The following is an 18756-nucleotide window of genomic DNA, read 5'->3' as shown; positions in this document are numbered from 1 at the left end:
GCTTAAAAAGATGAGTCTGAGTGATTAATTTAAACCTCAGACTCTTTTTTTAACTGAAAATTATTCAACTTCACCGTGATCTAGTGCATCGAATGATTTTTTAATAGATTCTAAACCACTTCTTAATTTTTCTTCGCTACAAGCTAAATTCATTCTGAAATGATGACTTTCTCCGAGCTCGTAGGAATGGCCGATCCCTGTTGCAAGTTTCCCTACAGATTGCAATGCTTTTTGAACATCACTTTCTATGTAACCACTTTTAGAAAAGTCTACCCAAGCTAAATATGTCGATTCAGGTTTGATAAACGATAACTGATCAGACATTTCACTTTTAATAAATTCATCTAAGATAGTCATATTCTTTTCAATATGATTATTTAATTGATCTACCCATTCACCTGCTTCATTATAGGCTACTTTAACTGCTTCAACAGCCAATGTATTTGCAGCTGACAATCCATAATATGTTGCCAATTTACGATTGAATTGTAATGTGAAATAACGATGTTTTGTAATCATATAGCTACTTGCTAAACTTGCTAAATTAAATGTTTTACCTAAACCAGTGACAACAAGAATTGGAGAATCTAAAGTCATTTCATTTGTCATGGAATAGAATCCATTTTCACTTCTCACAAAATCCATATGAATTTCATCAGAAACAATAAAGACACCATATCTTTCACACACATCTTTCATAAATGCACATTCTTCTTTCGTCCAAACTTTACCTGTTGGATTATGAGGGCTACACAGTACTAACACTTTAACATCATCACGTGCTGCCATTTCTTCAAATTGTTTTTTATCTAGCTCATAACCATTATCCGTTGCAACTAATGGAGATTCAACGGCCACTCTTTTATTACCTTCAATTAAATTTAAAAAGGCATTATATGAAGGTGTATGTATTAACACACCTTCACCTTCTTTCGTAAACTCACGTATAACTTCAGTTACAGTAAACAAAATACTCGGAACATAATATATATCATTCTTTTGGATATTTACAGAAAATCTCGTTTTGTACCAATTTTTAATCGCACTTAAGTATGCTTCTTGTTTCCACACTAAATACCCGAAATGTGCTTGATCTAATTTGTTTTTCAAATGGTTGATAATAAAATCAGGTGTCTTAATATCCATATCTGCAATCCAAAATGGTTCTAAGTTCTCATAATCATAAACTTTACGTTGTCCATCATATGCTACTGTTGCTGTTCCCCTTCTATCAATCACTTCATCAAAATTATATTTCAATTAAATCATCCCTTCTCATTTCTTTTTTAATTCCCTTCGTTTGTTCATCAAGTTTGAGCGCAAAATAATTGGCATCATGATAGAACACGAACCAATAATCTTCTTTAATATATCTTTGTAAAAGTCTCTCCTTAGCATTTATGGAATCCATTGGATAATCATCATAGGCTGTAACCCATAAAGGATTAAGATGAGCTAATGTAGGCAAGATATCAGCCATATGCACAGCTTTCATATCATTACTTTCAATTTCAATGACACTATGACCAGCACTATGACCACCAGTATGTATCATTTTAATACCTGGAACGATTTCCATCGAATCCACAAATGTTACGACTTGATGTTCAATACCTTTATAATTTTGTTCCCAATATGTAGCGCTACTTCTTATATTTGGGGCTCTCAATTCATTCCATTCAATTTGTGATGTATAAATTGTTGCATTTTTAAATACTGATTGACCATCTGTAGTTGTCAGGCCACAAGCATGATCAAAATGCATATGAGACATTAAAACTATATCAATATCATCAATGGTCAAATTAAATTGCTTTAATGAGTTACTTATATCACTTTCATAAGTTGTACCATAGTTTCTTTTTTGTTTGTCCGTTAATTTACCATTACCTATCCCAGCATCAATTATTATATTGTGTTCATCTGTTTGAACGAATATTGGATGTGTTACGAGAGGTATTTGATTAAGTTCATTAGGTGGGTATTTTTTACTCCACAACGCTTTTGGGACCACACCAAACATTGCACCACCATCCATTTGAGTAATACCACCTTGTAATGGATATAATTTAAATTCACCTATATTTAACAAGAAATTCCCCTCCAATCATTTATTATTATTTTATCACTAATTAGAGTAATGAACATCTTTCATGATTACTACAACACATTAGTTAAAAAAGACGTAAAAAAAGAAGTTAGAATCAAAAGCGATTCCAACTTCCTTATTTAAAACTTGCTTCCATACGATAGATTCTAAAGCCTCTACTAGAGAATTTATCTTCATATTCAGTACGGATATTATCTTCAGGCTCATCTTCATGTAAATTCAAATTAATATAATCAAATGACATACCATATTGAGACATACTTTCTAAACTATACTCAAATAACCCTTGATTATCTGTTTTGAAATGTATTTGCCCATCTTTATTCAAAATGTGTTGATAAATTTCTAAAAAGCTAGAAAAAGTTAATCTTCTTTTAGCATGTCTTGTCTTAGGCCATGGATCAGAAAAATTCAAATAAATTCTAGAAACTTCATTCTCAACAAAATACTCTGTTAATAATTTAGCATCTTGATTAATCAATTTAATATTGTTTAATTCCATTTCTTTAACTTTTTCAAGAACACGGACCATAACATTTTTATCTTTTTCAATTGCTACGTAATTGATATTAGGATTCTGTTTAGCAGTCTCAGTAATAAATCTACCCATACCAGTTCCGACTTCAATATGAATGGGTTGATCTTTATCAAACCATTCTGCCATCTTATATTGATGATTAAGATCTACATCTACTATATTGGGATGATCCTTTAAGAAATCGTCAGCCCAAGGTTTATTTCTCATTCTCATTCAAAGTTACTCCTTATATAAATACATTTCTTGTCATCACTTCATTTAAGAAGTGTAACCAATCATTCATATCTTTATAACGTTTTTTCTCTTCATACCACTCTACCATTGCGATAGCTTGAATTAATGTATACCACTTCATACGTTTCTTTAAATCGTGGGTATCATTAATGCCATACATACTTAGCCAATCTGACCAATCTTTCTCATCAACATAAGTATATAATATCATTCCGATATCAATAGCAGGATCAGCAATCATTGCACCTTCCCAATCTACTAAGAAAAGTTCGTCTTGATCAGATAAAAGCCAATTATTGTGATTTACATCTCCATGTATGACTGTATAGAATCTACTGTCTAATGTTGGCATGTTATCTTCTAGATATAACAATGCCTTTCTCACAGTGCGATTAGACAATACATGTCGTGACAATGAGCTGTTAATTTTATTAAATAAAATCTCTGGATGCATAGGTTTCATTTCCATACGTTTAAGCATATTTAATAATTGTTTAGAAGAATGTATTTTTTTCAGAAGTTTGGCAACACGGTTAGAATTCATTTCATCTTGGACTAACTCTCTACCATTTTTCCAATGTTGTGCAGTCACAACTTCTCCTGTTTCGATTCTTTTAGTCCAAACTAATTTTGGTACGATACCTTCAGCAGATAACGCTGTTAAGAAAGGACTTGAATTACGTTTTAGGAAGAGCTTGCGGCCATCTTGTTCTGCCATATATGCTTCACCAGATGCACCACCTGCTGAGTCTAATGTCCATCCTAACTGATAAAAATGTTCCAACCTATCCACCTCACTTTCAATTAAAGAAAAAGAAAAAGACTCAAGAATATTGTTTTTCAAGAGTCATATTTTAATCTTAAAAATTTTTGTTTTATTTTTGTAATTTTAGTGCGCTTGATATAAATTTTATTATCTTTCGGTTAAGATTTCAACCTCATAAATGAAAACTTTGGAGTATTTTGAACCTATTCATATACAATAAGTCTTATAAATTCAGTATCCACTTGAATTACTTAAGATATTAAAATTACACTAAAAAATTTTTATGATTTTGACTCTATATAATTATTAAATGCATTTTGTAATTGCTTCGTAATTTGTCCGACTTTTCCGTCACCTATTTTTTGATCATTTACTTGCACAACTGGCATTACTTCAATAGATGTACTTGAAATAATCACTTCATCAGCATCATTTAAGAAATCTAATGTAAATGATTCTTCAATAAATGGAATATTTAAATCGTCAGCTAATTCTTTTATAACACGTCTAGTAATACCATTAAGAATTAAATTATTTGCAGGATGTGTATAAATTTTGCCACCTTTGATCGCATAAACATTGCTTGAACTACCTTCAGTAACTGTTTCACCTCTATGCATGATCGCTTCAGCTGCATCATTTTGTGTAGCTTTCTCTTTTGCTAACACGTTACCTAATAAGTTCAAACTCTTAATATCACATCTTAACCATCTGATATCTTCAACTGTTATAGTTTTAACGCCATTTTCTAATTCGTCGTATGGTCTGTCATAGCTTTTAGAAAAAGCTGAGAATACAGGTTTTGTACTAGCATCAGGAAACGGGTGATTTCGAGGCGCAACACCACGTGTCACTTGAATATACACACCACCATTTACAACATTATTCTTTGCTGCTAATTCTTTCGTCACTTCTGTTAAACCTTCAACAGAGTATGCGTCTAAATTAAGTCCAATTTCTTTGGCACTTCTAAATAATCTTTCATAGTGCTCTTTAGATGTGAATACCTTGCCTTCATATATACGTATGTATTCATATATGCCATCACCAAAGTTATAACCTCTATCAGAATAGCTAATCTTACCTTCAGATTCATCAACAAACTCATCATTTATATAAATATAATTCATTCATCATCACCCTTTACACAGACATTGTATATAGCTTCTAAATAAATTGCAGTTGCATTAAATAATTGTTTTTTCGTGATATATTCATTTTTTTGGTGCATTAAATCTTCAGATTCTTTAAACATGGCACCAAATGCCACACCTTTATCTAAGTTTCTAGCATATGTCCCCCCACCGATTGTAAATGGCTCGGACTGATCACCTGTTTGATTGCGATATGCTGATAATAGTTTTTCGATAAATGGATCGTTTTTATCTACATAATGCGGAACTTGGTGTTTATCCATTTCAATTTCGAAGCCTTTTTCTTTCACTTCTTCAGAAAAACGAGACATTGATTGGTCGAAATTAAAGCCTTCGGGATATCTTAAATTAATACCAAATTGACCACCATCTACATCTGTATAACTCATAATACCTGTATTAGTCGTCACTTCCCCCATTTCTTCCGTAGCAAACTTCATACCCATTTTTTCACCTTTTGGAGAATCAACTAAATATTCATTTGCAAATTTCACATATGAGCTCGCGTATTTATCTAAATTTAATTCATTTAAGAATTGAATAAGATATAAGCCAGCATTCACTCCTAATGTAGGATCCATACCATGAGCTGATTTACCGTGAACAACGATGTTTAAGAAACCTTCATCAATTGTCGTTTCGCCTTCAATCTCATGTTCATTTAAAAATGATTCGAATTTCTGAACAACATTCGTCATTTGTTCTTTTATAAGTAATTTAGCTTGAGCAGTATCTGGTACCATATTGAATCTTTCACCTGAGAAGAATGCTTTGAGCTCTACTTCAGGCTCATCATTATCTTCCACATATCCAGATTGAGTGATGTTGAATGTTACAATCCCTTTTTCTCCATGAATTAAAGGGAATTCTGCATCTGGTGCAAAACCTACAGAAGGCATTTCTTCTGTTTCAAAATAACGATCTGTACATTTCCAATCAGATTCTTCGTCAGTACCTACAATAATATGTATTCTTTTTTTCCATTCGACTTTCATATCTTCAAGTATCTTAACGGCATAGTATGCTGCAATTGTTGGTCCTTTGTCATCAAGTGTACCTCTTGCAATGATTGCATCTTCAGTTTCTACAGGTTCAAACGGATTAGAATCCCATCCAGCACCTGCTGGCACAACATCAACATGGCAAAGTATACCTAATAAATCATCACCTTTACCCGCTTCAATTCTACCTGCAATATTATCTATATCAACATGAGAAAATCCATCTCTTTCTCCTAACTTGTAAATATAATTTAACGCTTCTTTTGGACCTGGTCCAACTGGCGCATCGTATGTACTTGCTGCATCATTTCTAACACTTTCGATGCTTAATAGCCCCTTTAAATCATTTATAATATCTTGTTCATATTCTTTAATTTTATTTCTCCACATCGAAAATCATCTCTTTCTTAACTTGAATAGTTATCTATATAATACATGATATTTTTGTAAATATGAAATAGAATTACCGATAAATTTTTATTTTTTTATACATAAAGTTATTTCCTTTTACGTACGACTAAAGTCTTATATAAAAATATTTTTTTGAATCTTATTATTTCCCGACAAGATGAAAGTTGTTAACAAAAAAACTAGGACAAATAAGTTGCCCTAGTTTTAGTCAATATTGAACATAAGGAGAAATTATTTCTTCAAATCTTCTTCTGTAACAACTCTTAAATTGTTGTTTGCAGTTCCGCCTTCATCATCAAATTTAGCTTCTCTTTGTTCAGTTGGATCTTCATCTTCTTTTTTTAGACGAGATTTAGCATTTGATGCATAACCTTTTGGATCTTCTTTTGCTTTTTGGAATTCATTTTTCGCTTTTTCTTTAGCTGACTCTTTATAAGAAGTTGGATCTTCTTTATATTTAGAGTACTCGTCTTGTGCTTTACCTTTTAGTTCGTTTGCTTTTTGCTTAGCATTTTCTTTGTAGTTCTCTGGATCTTCTTTATATTTCCCGTATTCATTTTTTAATTTATCTCTATTTTCTTTTTTAGATAAGACAACTGCTGCTGCAGTTCCACCTAATACTACTAACGTTCTAAATAATCCTGCTTTTTTAGCCATTTGTATCCACCTCTATTTAATTAATAGTTATTATAATACCCCGAGAAAATCTTTCTAAACATTTTAAACAGATAAATTTAAAAGTTTAAAATCTTCTTCTAACAAATGCCTATACTCACCAAGTTCTAAACGTTCATCAAGTTCTAAATCAGCTATTTGAACACGTTTTAAATACGTTACTTCACAACCAATCGCATGAAACATTCTCTTAACTTGGTGGAATTTACCTTCATAAATCGTAACATAAGCTATAGACTCTTCTCCATTTTCTACAATTTCTAATTCACTTGGAGAAGATGTAAAGTCACCTAAATCTATTCCTGCTTTAAAAATATCTATTGCATCATCTGAAATGTGAGCAGACACTTCAACATAATACTTTTTAGCAACTTTTTGTTTTGGACTCATAAGTTGATGCGAGAATTTACCATCGTTTGTTAGAAGTAATAAACCTTCTGTATCTTTATCTAAACGACCAACCGGAAATAAATCTAAGTGCATATATTCTGGGACAATATCAATGACTGTTTCATGTTCATCATCTTCTGTCGCTGAAACAAATCCAGCTGGCTTATTCATCATTAAATATACAACTGGTTCATATTCTATCGGGATATCATCAAATGTTATAACATCATCTTCTGGATTAATATGCATTTCAGGTTTCTTAACGATCTCATCATTAACGGAAACAAGATTTTTCTTTAGAAACTTTTTAACTTCTTTTCTTGTTCCGATACCTGAATTTGCTAAAAATTTATCTAATCTCATCATTTACACCCACTTAATTTTGCGTCTAATTTTAGCAGTCAAATCACCTAAAAATTCATCCGCTAGACGTGAACGCATTGTTAAATAACCATATACAATTACACCTACACATCCACCGACAATTAACGTAATCAGCGCACCTAATTTTGATGTTGGATCAATGATTAGTGACACAATAAAGAAACTTAACTCAACGAATAATACCATGATTATAGTATAGAAAGTAATTCTTAACGTATGGTAAATTGTGATATTAAATTTAAAGTCTGCATATTTATATAGGACGACACAATTTAATATAACAGCTACTAGTAATGCGATTGCCGTACCGATGACAGCACCTAATGTATGAAATACCATAATTAGTGGTAAGTTTATAACTGCTTTGATGACTAATGAAGCAATAACGATCCAAACTGTTAAAGCTTGTTTATCAATACCTTGTAACATTGAAGCTGTTACTGATAATAATGCAATTAAAATACTAACTGGTGCATACCAGAATAATATTTCTGTACCCATTGGATTATAACTATAGAACACATTATATAAAGGCTGTGCTAATACCATAATGCCAAGTGATGCTGGAACTGTTAAATATAGCAATACGCCTAATGATTTTCTAATTTGATGATGCATTGCATCAATTCTACCTGAATTATATGTGTTCGTAATAAATGGAACTAAACTCACTGCAAATCCTGCTGCAAGAGATGTTGGAATCATAACAATTTTATTAGTTGTCATGCTCAGCATTGTGAAATAAATATCTTGTAATTCACTACCTACACCTGCCATCGCTAATCCAGTATTATGTGTAAATTGGTCGATTAAGTTTATAATCGGGAAACATAAACTTACAATTACAAATGGTATACTGTATTTAATGATTTCTTTATATATTTTGATATACGAAACATCAATATCACTTGTATCTTGTTCAACTTCTGCTTTTATTAAATGTCTTCTCTTCATCCAAAAATAAAGTAAAGTCAATAATGCAATAATTGCACCGATACCTGCAGCAAATGTTGCAACTTGGTTGGCCATTAACACAGAACCGTCCATTACATTTAATACAATATAACTTCCGCCAAGTATAAATGCGATACGCGCTACTTGTTCAGTTACTTCAGATACAGCTGTTGGACCCATTGAATTAAATCCTTGGAAGATACCTCTCCATGTTGCAAGTAATGGAATAAATAATACAACAAAACTAATTGTTCTAATAACAGTTGTAATATCTTCTATACTCCAACCGCCTTCTATGCCACCTTTATTTGCTAATGTTAATTGAGCAATAGTTGGTGATAAGAAATAAAGTAATAAAAATCCGATAAATCCAGATACTGTCATAACTAAAAAGCTTGACCGGTATAATTTTCTACTTACTTTATAAGCACCTAATGCGTTATATTTAGATACATATTTCGCAGCTGCTAAAGGAACGCCCGCAGTTGCTATTGTTATCATGATTGTGTATGGTTGATAAGCATATGTAAATGGGGCAAGATTTTTTTCATCGCCTATAATAGCGTAAAAAGGTATTAAATAAAGAATACCAATTACTTTTGTTATTAAAATACTTGCAGTAAGCAGGAAGGTTCCCCTTACTAGCGCTTTACTTTCTGACATAATTTCATCCCTATCTAATTTACTTTTAAATTTAATAATAACAGGTTTATTTCTATTCTACTACTTTTTTAAAGACACATTATTCGTTAAAATATTATTACATCGATTTATGGAGGTAACTTATGTATCATACAATAATTATCGGCGCTGGACCTAGTGGTTTAATGGCCGCATATAGTGCAAGTTCAAATGGTAAAAACGTCTTGCTACTCGAAAAGAAAAAAGGCTTAGGACGAAAGCTCCGCATATCTGGTGGCGGTAGATGTAATGTTACGAACCGCTTACCTTATGAAGAAATTATAAAAAACATTCCTGGTAATGGAAAATTCTTATATAGTCCATTTTCAACATTCGACAATGAATCTATTATACAATTTTTTGAATCTAGATCTGTACAATTAAAAGAAGAAGATCACGGTCGAATGTTCCCTGTTTCTAATCGCGCTCAAGATGTTGTTGATGCACTAGTTGATTCCATTAAACAAAATGGTGTAGAAATACGCCAAGAAACTACAGTATCATCTATTGAAAGTGAAAATCAACGAATAACAGGCGTCACACTACAAGATGGTACATTTATTCCTTCAAAGGCTGTTATCATCGCATCAGGTGGTTGCAGTGTGCCACATACTGGTTCGACAGGAGATGGGTATAAATTCGCTGAGAATTTAGGACATTCTATAACAGAACTATTTCCAACAGAAGTACCGATCAAATCAAGTGAACCATTCATTAAAAACAAAACACTACAAGGATTAAGTTTACAAAATGTTGGACTATCCGTACTCAAAAAAAATGGTAAACCTAGAATCACACATCAAATGGACATGTTATTTACACATTTTGGTATTTCAGGACCTGCAGCATTAAGATGTAGTCAATTTGTGTATAAAGAACAAAAATCTCAAAAGAAAACAGACATACAGGTGTCTATAGATGCCTTTCCAGAAATCAAAACACATGACTTAGAACAACAAATTGTAAAAAAACTAAAAGACGAACCAAATAAAGCGATTAAAAATGCACTAAAAGGACTAGTCCAAGAAAGATATTTACATTTTATCGTACAACAGTCAAGTATTGATTTAGATGTGACATACCATCACCTATCCCAACAAGCCATCCGAACATTCGTGGAAAACCTTAAATCATTTACATTCACAGTAAATGGTACACTCCCACTTGATAAAGCTTTTGTAACAGGTGGTGGTGTTAATATTAAAGAAATCGAACCCAATACAATGGCATCCAAAATATGTGCTGGGCTTTACTTCTCAGGTGAAGTACTAGATATCCATGGGTATACAGGTGGCTATAATATTACGAGCGCTCTTGTCACTGGGTATGTAGCAGGCTATAATGCCGCACAATTTAATGATTAAAATTCTATAGAATGTATATAGTTTGGTGTTTGTTATGTGGCCTCCTTATTTACAAAACTACTTGGAATTGTTACTAACTTTAACCTATATTATATTCACACATTATTTAAGGCTGAGACATTTTAAATGTCTCAGCCTCAGAGTGTCGACAAAGTCTTAGACTTTGCCGGCACTTTTTTTATGCGCATGCTTTCCGCGGGCATGTTCTCAGCCTGTAGTCTTCGAATCATGCTGTTCCCGCAGGAGTCAGCGCTAAAAAAATACCAAAAATTAACAATCCGTTTTATAATATAGTTGAAATTTTATTTAGGAGTTGATTCTATGTTAAATAAATCTGAGAATAAACGTGACCAATATGAAATGATTTCTGTTTCAGAGTTAGTACCTAAAAATCATTTATTGAGAAAAGTTGATAAAGTATTAGATTTAAACTTCGTTTATGAACTTGTTGAAGATAAATACTGTTTAGATAACGGACGTCCTTCTATTGATCCTGTTATCTTAGTTAAGATCTTACTGATTCAAAGATTATTTGGCATAAAATCAATGAGGCAAACTATTAAAGAAATTGAAACTAACGTAGCTTACCGTTGGTATTTAGGATTTAGCTTTCTTGATAAAGTCCCTCATTATGGTACATTCAGTAAAAATTATACAAGACGCTTCCATGATACTGACCTGTTTGAACAAATATTCGAAAGAATATTAGAAATTGCGATTAAGAATAACTTAATTGACCACTCAACGTTATTCATTGATTCAACACATATCAAAGCTAATGCGAATAAAAATAAATATATTAATCAGGTTGTAAAAAAGGATACATTACATTTCCAAGAAGAACTTAATAATGAAATTAATCAACAGAGGTTAGCGCAAGGAAAAAAGCCTATAAAAAATAAGAAAAAGGAGGAGTTTAAAAATAAGAAAGTCAGTACTACTGATCCAGAAGCTGGTTACTATGTTAAAGGTGAAAGAGAAAAACAATTTGCGTATAGCTTACATAGTTGTGTAGATAAAAATGGTTTTATAATTGATCAACATGTCACACCTGGAAATGTTCATGACAGTACACAGTTGAAACCTATGGTTGAAAGATTAGAAGAAAAAAATATGTTACCTATCACACTAGCAGTAGACTCCGGATACAAAACGCCATTCAATGCGCATTATTTACTTGAAAAATCAATTGTACCTGCAATGCCATATACAAGACCAAAAGGAAAGCCAGGAATATTTAAAACTAACGAGTTTATTTATGATGAATATTACGATAGTTATATATGTCCGAATGATAAATTACTAACTTTTAAAAGAACTATGCCAACAGGGCATAGATTATACAAATCTAATCCTATTATATGTAAATCATGTCCACTACTAAATGAATGTACAGAAAATAGAAGTTATACTAGAGAAATTCGAAGACATGTATGGCAAGATGATTTAGATATAATCGAAGATTTAAGGTTTGTAGATACAATTAAAAAAGCATATAAACTAAGAAGTCAAACAGTAGAAAGACGATTTGGTGATGCGAAAGAACAGCATGGTATGAGATGGACTAGATACAGAGGAATTAAAAAAGTTTCCATGGACACCACGCTTATTTGTGCTGCCATGAATCTTAAAAAGTTGGCAATGTGGCTCGTAAAAGAGCCACAAATAGCCTAGATTAAACATAGTTTAATCATGATTTTAGTGAAAAAAATTAATCTATATAAAAAAACAAACTGAACTTATAAATTTAAGTTCAGTTTGTCCACAGTCTGAGGCTGAGACATTTTAAATGTCTCAGCCTTATTTATTTCTTCATTAAACTCTTTTGTTTTCTAAACCATCGTCGCCCCACTCATTCATGCCGCCTTCTACGTTTACTGCATCAATGTCGTGGTCATTTAAATAATCAACTACTCGAGCACTTCTAACGCCACCTGCACAAACAATATAATATGTTTGGTCTTTAGAGAAATGATTTAATTCATTTGGAATTTCTCCCATTGGAATATGCTTAGCGCCAGGGATTACACCTAATGCTACTTCATGATCTTCTCTCACATCAACTATATTAATTGGATTATTAGATGTAATTTTGTTTGCTAATTCTGTTACTGTAATTTCTTTCATAACTAGAACACTCCTAATTGATTAATTTGCTACGATATTAACTAACTTTTGTGGAACTGCAATCACTTTACGGATTGTTTTACCTTCAATCGCTTCTTTGATTTTTTCATTATCCATTGCTACTGCTTCCATTTCATTTTTAGTTAAATCTTTAGAAATTTTGATTTTGTCTTTTAGTTTACCGTTAACTTGGATAACAATTTCTATTTCGTTATCTACTAGTAGTGACTCATCAAATGTTGGCCATTCTTCATAAGATAAAGAATCGTTATGACCAAGTTTTTGCCATAATTCTTCAGAAATGTGTGGCGCAATTGGTGATAACATTTTTACAAAACCTTCAGCATATGCTTTGCTGATTTGATCTTGTTTATAACAATCATTGATGAATACCATCATTTGACTGATTGCAGTATTGAAGTTTAGTGTATCGAAGTCTTCAGTTACTTTTTTAACTGTTTGGTTATAGACTTTATCTAGGTCTGGTGTTTCGTTTTCAACGACCTTATCCGTAATTTTCCCTTCTTCTGTAACAAATAAACGCCATACTCTATCTAAGAAACGACGTGAACCGTCTAGTCCATTTTCACTCCATGCAATTGCAGCATCTAAAGGTCCCATGAACATTTCATATAGACGTAATGTGTCAGCACCATGAGAACGTACAATATCATCAGGGTTAACGACATTACCTTTTGATTTACTCATTTTTTCATTACCTTCACCAAGAATCATACCTTGGTTAAATAATTTTTGGAAAGGCTCTTTAGTTGGAACTACACCGATATCGTATAACACTTTATGCCAGAATCTTGAATATAATAGATGAAGCACTGCATGTTCTACACCACCGATATATAAATCAACTGGTAACCAGTGTTTAAGTTTTTCAGGATCAGCTAATTGTTCATCGTTATGTGGGTCGATATATCTTAAATAATACCAACAGCTACCTGCCCATTGTGGCATCGTATTCGTTTCACGACGCCCTTTCATACCTGTCTTAGGATCTACAACATTAATAAATTCATCAATATTAGCTAAAGGTGATTCTCCTGTACCTGATGGTTTAACTTGATCTGTTTCAGGTAGAATTAGTGGAAGTTCTTCTTCAGGAACTGTTGTCATTGTACCGTCTTCCCAATGTATAACTGGAATTGGTTCACCCCAATAACGTTGTCTACTAAATAACCAATCTCTTAATTTATAGCTTACTTTTTTATGACCGATACCTTTTTCTTCAAGTAATTCAATCGCTTTAGGTACTGCTTCTTCTTTTGTTAAGCCATTTAATGCATCTGAATCAATCATTTTACCATCATCATCATATACAGTGATGATATCTAAATTGAATTTCTCTGCAAACTCAGCATCTCTTTCATCATGTGCTGGAACTGCCATAACAGCACCTGTTCCATAACTAATTAACACATAATCTGCAACCCAAATCGGCATTTTTTTGCCAGTGAATGGGTTTGTCGTAAATGCTCCAGTGAATACACCACTTTTATCTTTTGCTAAATCTGTCCTTTCTAAGTCAGATTTACGAGAAGCTGCTAATTTATATGCTTCAACCGCTTCTTTTTCATCTTCAGTCGTAATTAAATCTACTAAAGGATGTTCTGGTGATAGTACAGCAAAAGTTGCACCGTAAATCGTATCTGGACGAGTTGTGAATACTTCAAATGATAAATCTGTATTATCAATATTAAATTTTAATTCAGCACCTTCAGATCTACCAATCCAGTTTCTTTGCATATCTTTAATAGATTCTGGCCAATCTAATTCATCTAAATCTTCTAATAGACGATCCGCATATTCAGTGATTTTTAATACCCATTGTCTCATAGGTTTGCGAACAACTGGATGTCCTCCACGTTCTGAAACACCATCAACAATTTCTTCATTAGATAACACTGTACCTAGCGCTGGGCACCAGTTTACAGCTACTTCATCAACATATGCTAATCCTTTATTATATAATTGAATGAAAATCCATTGTGTCCATTTATAGTAATCTGGGTCAGTTGTATTCACTTCTCTATCCCAGTCATATGAGAAACCTAGCTCTTGAATTTGTCTTTTAAAAGTCGCTATATTTTTAGCTGTAAATTCTTTAGGATCATTCCCTGTATCAATAGCATACTGCTCAGCTGGTAAACCAAATGCATCCCATCCCATTGGGTGAAGTACATTATACCCTTGCATTCTTTTATATCTTGAGACGATATCTGTAGCAGTATAACCTTCAGGATGTCCTACATGTAAACCAGCGCCAGATGGATATGGAAACATATCTAAAGCGTAAAATTTCTTTTGTCCAAGATTATCGTTAGCTTTAAATGTTTTGTTAGCTGCCCAAAAATCTTGCCATTTCTTTTCGATTTGTTGATGATTATAATTCATTTGTTCGTTCCTCCTATAAAATAAAAAAAAGCCATCCCAACCATCATAACAGTTGGGACGACTTGAATAAATATGCCGCGGTACCACCCAGAATTCACAATTAAGTGCGCTTCATTTATATGGTTTAAGATTGCTTTTAATAAATAATGAATCGTTCATAAGTTCACTTAATGGATATCATCAGTTCTCAGCACCACTGACTCTCTTAAGATTCGCATTAAAGCTACTTTTCTTATATACAACCTAATATTATGCAATTTCAATATATTTTGCAAGTCTTATTTGTTAATATCATGTATCTTGCTTTGAAATACCTCTATCATAAATGTATAAAAAGTAATAACCTATTAAAATAAGTAATATCATACTGTAAAACATCATTTTCATATCAAACATATCAACTATTACGCCACCTATAACTGGCCCAAATGCTTTTCCTATTGTTGAAGATGCGTTTACAATACCTTGATATGCACCCATTCTGCCTTTAGGTGCTAATTTATTTGCAATTGCAGGTACTGCTGGCCATACAAACATTTCTCCAAATGTTAAAATAACCATCCCTACAACAAACATTGTAAATTGTTCAGCAAAGCTTGTAATCACATAACTTAAAATAAAAATCGTTAGCCCTATAAACATTTGTAATTTCAATTTCTCTTTGAATCTATTGATAAACGGTGCAATTAAAGGTTGTCCTGCTAAAATCAATACACCATTTATTGTCCAAAGGAAACTATATTGTTTCAAGGATATACCAACTGATTGTGTATAAGTCGCAATTGTCGTTTGCCACTGAACATAACCAATCCAACATAAACTAAACATAACACATAGAAGTATAAGTGCAGTAAATTTACTTTTATCTTTAACTTGCATAGCACTCGTGATGCCTTCATCATTTTTCAAATGAATATCTAAATCTATGTTGTAATATTTTAAAGCAATTATGATAAATAAGACATATAGTAGTAAGTTCGCCATAAAAATATAATTAAAGCTAAAGTCCGCTACAAACCCACCTGCTGCAGCTCCAATAGAAACACCTAAGTTTTGAGCAAGATAAATTGCATTAAATGTTGTGCGTCCTCCGTTTGGCCAACTTGCAGCAGCCATTGCATAAATAGCTGGCACAATCACGCCTCCACCGAAACCAAGTATCACAAGCCAAAACGGATACCATGGCCAATCATTTAAAAAGTTTAACCCGATTAAACTTAAAATATTTAAAATAGAGGCAAAAATTATAGAACGAAACCCACCAATTTTGTCGAATAAACTTCCGCCTAATAAATTCCCGATTACACTCCCGAATGCATTAATCATTAAAACGATACCAGCTGTACTTAAACTCTTACCTAATTCTTCATTCATATATATTGTATTAAGTGGCCATAAGAAACTTGATCCTGTAATATTGATCGCCATTCCTATGATGAGCATTTTAACAATTTTCGGCATTCTCAAGGATTTCAACCTCCTCTCAAATTTTGTCAATTTTAATAGTCTAAACCTTTTTCTGCAAAAGTTCAATATTATATGTTAAAATGCTTTAGATAAGTTTGTAGAACAGGATGTGAAATATAATGACAGAACAATTCCGTTATGCATTTGATAACAAAAGATATCATACATGGAATTATCATTTAAGAAATAAATTTGGTGAGAAGATTTTTAAAATAGCATTAGATGGTGGATTTGATTGTCCAAACCGTGACGGCACAGTAGCACATGGGGGTTGTACATTTTGTTCAGCAGCCGGGAGTGGAGACTTTGCAGGTAACCGTGCAGAACCAATCCATGTACAATTTAAAGAAATTAAAGACAAAATGCATGAAAAATGGTCCGAAGGAAAATATATCGCTTATTTTCAAGCTTTTACAAATACGCATGCGCCAGTTGAAGTATTAAGAGAAAAATACGAAGCTGCTTTATCAGAAGAAAATGTAGTTGGACTATCAATTGCAACAAGACCAGACTGCCTACCAGATGATGTTGTAGAATACTTAGCAGAATTAAATGAAAGAACATATTTATGGGTAGAACTTGGATTACAAACCGTTCACCAAGAAACTTCAGATTTAATTAACCGTGCACATGATATGAAATGCTATTACGAAGGTATTGCTAAATTAAGAAAACACAATATCAATATATGTACACATATCATTAATGGTTTACCTGGTGAAGATTACAATATGATGATGGAAACAGCAAAAGAAGTCGCACAAATGGACGTTCAAGGGATTAAAATTCATTTGTTACACCTACTTAAAGGTACACCAATGGTTAAACAATACGAAAAAGGTATGCTTGAATTCATGACTCAAGATAATTATACGCAACTCGTTTGTGACCAATTAGAAATTTTACCAGAAGAAATGATCATTCATCGTATTACAGGTGATGGCCCTATCGATTTAATGGTTGGACCTATGTGGAGTGTAAATAAATGGGAAGTCCTTAATGCTATAGACAATGAACTTAAAGAACGCGGCACAATGCAAGGATCTAAATTCAAGAAAGCAGAACAAGTTCAAAAATGATTGTTCAAGGAATTTTACCATTCGCAAGAGATTTAATAGCAACACATATAACGGATAAAAGTATCGTAGTTGATGCAACATGTGGGAATGGCAACGATACACTTTTCCTTGCTAATCAAGTTCCAAACGGCGAAGTATACGCGTTCGATATACAAGAAGAAGCCATTAATAATACTAAAATCAAAACAGAAGCATATAGTAATATTCATTATTATCAAACAGGTCACGAAAATGCAGCACCTATAATAAAAGAACGTCATGAGCAAATAGACGCATCAATATTTAATTTAGGCTATTTACCAAAAGGCGATAAACATATTACAACGAATGCACCGACAACAATTAAAGCAATTGAAAGTCTATTCGAAATGACAAGTAAAAATGGCATCATCGTATTAGTCGTATATCCAGGACACCCAGAAGGACAGATAGAATCTAACGAAGTCATCAATCATGTTATTTCAATAGATCAACAATCAGCACACGTGCTCCACTATCAATTTATAAATCAAAAAAACAATCCACCATATATAATAGCAATTGAAAAAAGATAAAAATGAGTGAAATGACAGAACGCAAACCTTGGGAATGGGTTTGCGTTTTTTATGTGATATTGGAGGTTTTTGGATATATCCGGTGGTTAAGGTATGACTTGGATCATCTCTTAGCTTTATTCGGTACTTAAGCCATGACTTGGTCGATCTCTTGGGTTTACTCATCACTTTAGACATGACTTGGTTCATCTCTTGGCTTTACTCTCGACTTAAGCCACGACTTGGTCAATCTCTTAGCTTTATTCGGTACTTAAGACATGACTTGGTCGATCTCTTGGCTTTACTCTCGACTTAAGCCATGACTTGGTTCATCTCTTGGCTTTATTCAATACTTAAGCCATGACTTGGTCGATCTCTTGGCTTTACTCGGTACTTAAGCCACGACTTGGTTCATTTCTTGGCTTTACTCTCGACTTAAGCCACGACTTGGCCAATCTCTTTGCTTTACTCGGTACTTAAGC

The 18756-nt window shown here is 32.8% G+C and carries 16 protein-coding genes; 4 read left to right on the top strand and 12 right to left on the bottom strand.

The window, feature by feature from the left end:
* Positions 1 to 60: 60 nt before the first annotated feature.
* From MHH94_RS05735 to MHH94_RS05695, 9 genes are all read right to left on the bottom strand, one after another.
* Positions 61 to 1260 (bottom strand): MalY/PatB family protein, encoded by a 1200-nt coding sequence (locus MHH94_RS05735; RefSeq protein ID WP_106417884.1) that lies wholly within the window; start codon positions 1258 to 1260, stop codon positions 61 to 63.
* On the bottom strand, positions 1250 to 2092 hold the full coding sequence (locus MHH94_RS05730; protein WP_228065235.1) for a YtnP family quorum-quenching lactonase: 843 nt from the start codon (positions 2090 to 2092) through the stop codon (positions 1250 to 1252). The genes MHH94_RS05735 and MHH94_RS05730 overlap by 11 nt, the downstream gene beginning before the upstream one ends.
* A gap of 133 nt (positions 2093 to 2225) precedes the next feature.
* Positions 2226 to 2861, bottom strand: a complete 636-nt coding sequence (gene trmB, locus MHH94_RS05725; protein WP_058611993.1) for a tRNA (guanosine(46)-N7)-methyltransferase TrmB — start codon at positions 2859 to 2861, stop codon at positions 2226 to 2228.
* Positions 2862 to 2874: 13 nt separating this feature from the next.
* Entirely contained in the window at positions 2875 to 3666 is a 792-nt protein-coding gene (locus MHH94_RS05720; protein ID WP_025905270.1) for a phosphotransferase family protein, read from the bottom strand.
* A 263-nt stretch (positions 3667 to 3929) separates the two neighbouring features.
* Positions 3930 to 4778, bottom strand: coding sequence for a D-amino-acid transaminase (gene dat / locus MHH94_RS05715; protein WP_048539554.1), 849 nt, complete (start codon positions 4776 to 4778; stop codon positions 3930 to 3932).
* Positions 4775 to 6193, bottom strand: coding sequence for a dipeptidase PepV (gene pepV / locus MHH94_RS05710; RefSeq protein WP_340840070.1), 1419 nt, complete (start codon positions 6191 to 6193; stop codon positions 4775 to 4777). The genes dat and pepV overlap by 4 nt, the downstream gene beginning before the upstream one ends.
* A 252-nt stretch (positions 6194 to 6445) precedes the next feature.
* Positions 6446 to 6871 carry a YtxH domain-containing protein gene (locus MHH94_RS05705; RefSeq protein ID WP_048539552.1) on the bottom strand — a complete coding sequence of 142 codons (426 nt, stop codon included), beginning with the start codon at positions 6869 to 6871 and terminating at the stop codon, positions 6446 to 6448.
* A 63-nt stretch (positions 6872 to 6934) separates the two neighbouring features.
* Positions 6935 to 7642, bottom strand: coding sequence for a pseudouridine synthase (locus MHH94_RS05700; RefSeq protein ID WP_058592092.1), 708 nt, complete (start codon positions 7640 to 7642; stop codon positions 6935 to 6937).
* Positions 7643 to 7645: 3 nt separating this feature from the next.
* Positions 7646 to 9280, bottom strand: coding sequence for a putative polysaccharide biosynthesis protein (locus tag MHH94_RS05695; RefSeq protein WP_049318619.1), 1635 nt, complete (start codon positions 9278 to 9280; stop codon positions 7646 to 7648).
* 122 nt (positions 9281 to 9402) lie between these two features.
* On the opposite strand from MHH94_RS05695, the gene MHH94_RS05690 reads away from it, so the two are divergent.
* Both MHH94_RS05690 and MHH94_RS05685 read left to right on the top strand, forming a co-directional pair.
* Complete coding sequence (locus MHH94_RS05690; RefSeq protein WP_078355919.1) at positions 9403 to 10662, top strand: BaiN/RdsA family NAD(P)/FAD-dependent oxidoreductase; 1260 nt, start codon at positions 9403 to 9405, stop codon at positions 10660 to 10662.
* 321 nt (positions 10663 to 10983) lie between these two features.
* A complete protein-coding gene (locus tag MHH94_RS05685) occupies positions 10984 to 12336 on the top strand; it encodes an IS1182 family transposase (protein WP_232202269.1) in 1353 nt (450 codons plus the stop codon).
* A 141-nt stretch (positions 12337 to 12477) separates the two neighbouring features.
* On the opposite strand, the gene MHH94_RS05680 is transcribed toward MHH94_RS05685, so the two are convergent.
* The 3 genes from MHH94_RS05680 to MHH94_RS05670 all read right to left on the bottom strand — a co-directional run bounded on the left by MHH94_RS05680 (position 12478) and on the right by MHH94_RS05670 (position 16662).
* Entirely contained in the window at positions 12478 to 12789 is a 312-nt protein-coding gene (locus tag MHH94_RS05680) for a rhodanese-like domain-containing protein (RefSeq protein ID WP_048539549.1), read from the bottom strand.
* Positions 12790 to 12810: 21 nt separating this feature from the next.
* A complete protein-coding gene (leuS, locus tag MHH94_RS05675; RefSeq protein ID WP_078355920.1) occupies positions 12811 to 15195 on the bottom strand; it encodes a leucine--tRNA ligase in 2385 nt (794 codons plus the stop codon).
* 291 nt (positions 15196 to 15486) lie between these two features.
* A complete protein-coding gene (locus MHH94_RS05670; protein WP_078355921.1) occupies positions 15487 to 16662 on the bottom strand; it encodes an MDR family MFS transporter in 1176 nt (391 codons plus the stop codon).
* Between the two features lie 119 nt (positions 16663 to 16781).
* Here MHH94_RS05670 and MHH94_RS05665 point away from each other — a divergent pair, with 119 nt between their 5' ends.
* Together MHH94_RS05665 and MHH94_RS05660 are read left to right on the top strand one after the other, a co-directional pair.
* Positions 16782 to 17741 (top strand): TIGR01212 family radical SAM protein, encoded by a 960-nt coding sequence (locus MHH94_RS05665; RefSeq protein WP_048539546.1) that lies wholly within the window; start codon positions 16782 to 16784, stop codon positions 17739 to 17741.
* The gene (locus MHH94_RS05660; RefSeq protein WP_340840062.1) at positions 17738 to 18295 is read left to right on the top strand and encodes a class I SAM-dependent methyltransferase; all 558 of its coding nucleotides are present in this window, start codon (positions 17738 to 17740) and stop codon (positions 18293 to 18295) included. Before MHH94_RS05665 ends, MHH94_RS05660 begins: the two co-directional genes overlap by 4 nt.
* Positions 18296 to 18756: the final 461 nt, after the last annotated feature.

Origin of the sequence: Mammaliicoccus sp. FSL K6-3158 (genome assembly GCF_038005105.1) — a bacterium.
Classification (GTDB): domain Bacteria; phylum Bacillota; class Bacilli; order Staphylococcales; family Staphylococcaceae; genus Mammaliicoccus; species Mammaliicoccus sciuri.
This window is presented reverse-complemented; position numbering and strand designations above follow the sequence as displayed.